Origin of the sequence: Mesorhizobium sp. M7A.F.Ca.US.006.04.2.1, from assembly GCF_004022915.1 — a bacterium.
GTDB classification, from domain to species: domain Bacteria; phylum Pseudomonadota; class Alphaproteobacteria; order Rhizobiales; family Rhizobiaceae; genus Mesorhizobium; species Mesorhizobium ciceri.
In genome coordinates, this window is sequence record NZ_RZQA01000994.1 from 1 (window position 1) to 2069 (window position 2069).

General features: G+C 63.7%; 1 protein-coding gene. It reads right to left on the minus strand.

The window, feature by feature from the left end; translation table 11 throughout:
* A partial coding sequence (gene alaS / locus EN925_RS33315) for an alanine--tRNA ligase (RefSeq protein ID WP_128337249.1) occupies nt 1-1864 on the minus strand: 1864 nt, incomplete at its 3' end.
* Nucleotides 1865-2069: the final 205 nt, after the last annotated feature.

Below are 2069 nucleotides of genomic sequence, written 5' to 3' on the forward strand. Positions count from 1 at the left end.
GGACGACGATCTCGTTGGCCATGCGCTCGACCTCTTCGAGGTCTTCGGCCGAAATCGGCTTGTTGTGCGAGATGTCAAAGCGCAGGCGCTCGGGCGCGACCAGCGAGCCCTTCTGTGCGACATGGCTGCCCAGCACTTCGCGCAGCGCCTCATGGATCAGATGCGTCGCGGAATGGTTGGCGCGCAGCCTCGAGCGCCTTGCATGATCGACCTTCAGCTCGACAGCCGCGCCCGTCTTGACGGTGCCGCTGGCCACCTTGCCGATATGCACGAACAGCCCGTCGGCCTTCTTCTGCGTATCCGAAACCTCGATCGAGAACCCCTCGCCGGAGATGACGCCGGTGTCGCCCATCTGGCCGCCGGACTCGGCATAGAACGGCGTCTGGTTGACGACGATCGCCACCGCGTCGCCCTTGCCGGCGCCGTCGACAGCCTTGCCGTCCCGGACAAGCGCCTGGATGATGCCTTCCGCAGCTTCAGTCTCATAGCCGAGGAACTCGGTGGCGCCGGCCTTCTCGCGCACCGAGAACCAGATGGTCTCGGTGGCGGCGTCGCCGGACCCGGCCCAATGCTTGCGCGCCTCGGCCTTCTGCTGCTCCATCGCGTTGGTGAAGCCGGCAATATCGACCGAGATGCTGCGCTGGCGCAGTGCGTCCTGCGTCAGGTCGAGCGGGAAGCCATAGGTGTCGTAGAGCTTGAAGGCCGTCTCGCCATCCAGCATGTCGCCGGCATGCAGCGTTTCGGTCGCCTCGGAAAGCAGGCCGAGGCCGCGCACCAGCGTCTTGCGAAACCTGGTCTCCTCGAGCTTCAGCGTCTCGGTGATCAATTGTTCGCCGCGCAGCAGTTCCGGATAGGCCTGGCCCATTTCGCGCACCAGCGCCGGCACCAGCTTCCACATCAGCGGTTCGTTGGCACCGAGCAGCTGTGCATGGCGCATGGCGCGGCGCATGATGCGGCGCAGGACGTAGCCCCTGCCTTCGTTCGAGGGCAGCACGCCATCGGCGACCAGGAAGGAGGACGAGCGCAGATGATCGGCAATGACCCGGTAGGAGGCGACCGTCTCCTTGTCGGGACCATGCCCGATCGCGGACGAGGCCGCGTCGATCAGGTGACGGAACAGATCGGTCTCGAAGACGCTTTCCACCCCTTGCAGGATGGACGCCATGCGCTCCAGGCCCATGCCGGTGTCGATCGAGGGGCGCGGCAGGTCGATGCGCTCCTCCTTCGTCACCTGTTCATACTGCATGAACACCAGGTTCCAGAATTCCAGGAAACGGTCGCCATCCTCCTCCGGGCTGCCGGGAGGGCCGCCCCAGATGTGCTCGCCGCGGTCGATGAAGATCTCCGAGCACGGCCCGCAGGGTCCGGTGTCGCCCATCGCCCAGAAATTGTCCGAGGTCGCGATGCGAATGATGCGGTCGTCGGAAAAACCGGCGATCTTCTTCCAGAAGCCGGCCGCCTCGTCATCCGTGTGATAGACGGTGACCAGCAGCTTGTCCTTGCTCAGCCCGAATTCCCTGGTGATCAAGTTCCAGGCAAGCTCGATGGCGCGCTCCTTGAAATAGTCGCCGAAGGAGAAGTTGCCGAGCATCTCGAAGAAGGTCAGATGACGCGCGGTGTAGCCGACATTGTCGAGATCGTTGTGCTTGCCGCCGGCGCGAACGCTCTTCTGGGCGGTCGAGGCGCGCGAATAGGGCCGCTTCTCCAGGCCGGTGAAGACGTTCTTGAACTGTACCATGCCGGCGTTGGTGAACATCAGCGTCGGGTCGTTGCGCGGCACCAGCGGACTCGACGCGACGATCTCGTGACCCTCCTTGCGGAAGTAGTCGAGAAATGTCGACCGGATTTCGTTCACGCCACTCATGAATGCTGCCTTTTCGGAAGGGCCGCCGGCAAACCGGCGGAAATGGGCTCTGCGTTTTAGAAGATTAGGACTTGGCCTTTTAGCCGCCGCGCTTCACCCTGTCCAGAAACACGGAATTGGTCCAATCCACGGCCTTTGCCGGTCGTTCGAACCGGCCTGTTTTCGCCGCCGAAACGCAAAACCGCCGGCACTGGGCCGGCGGTTT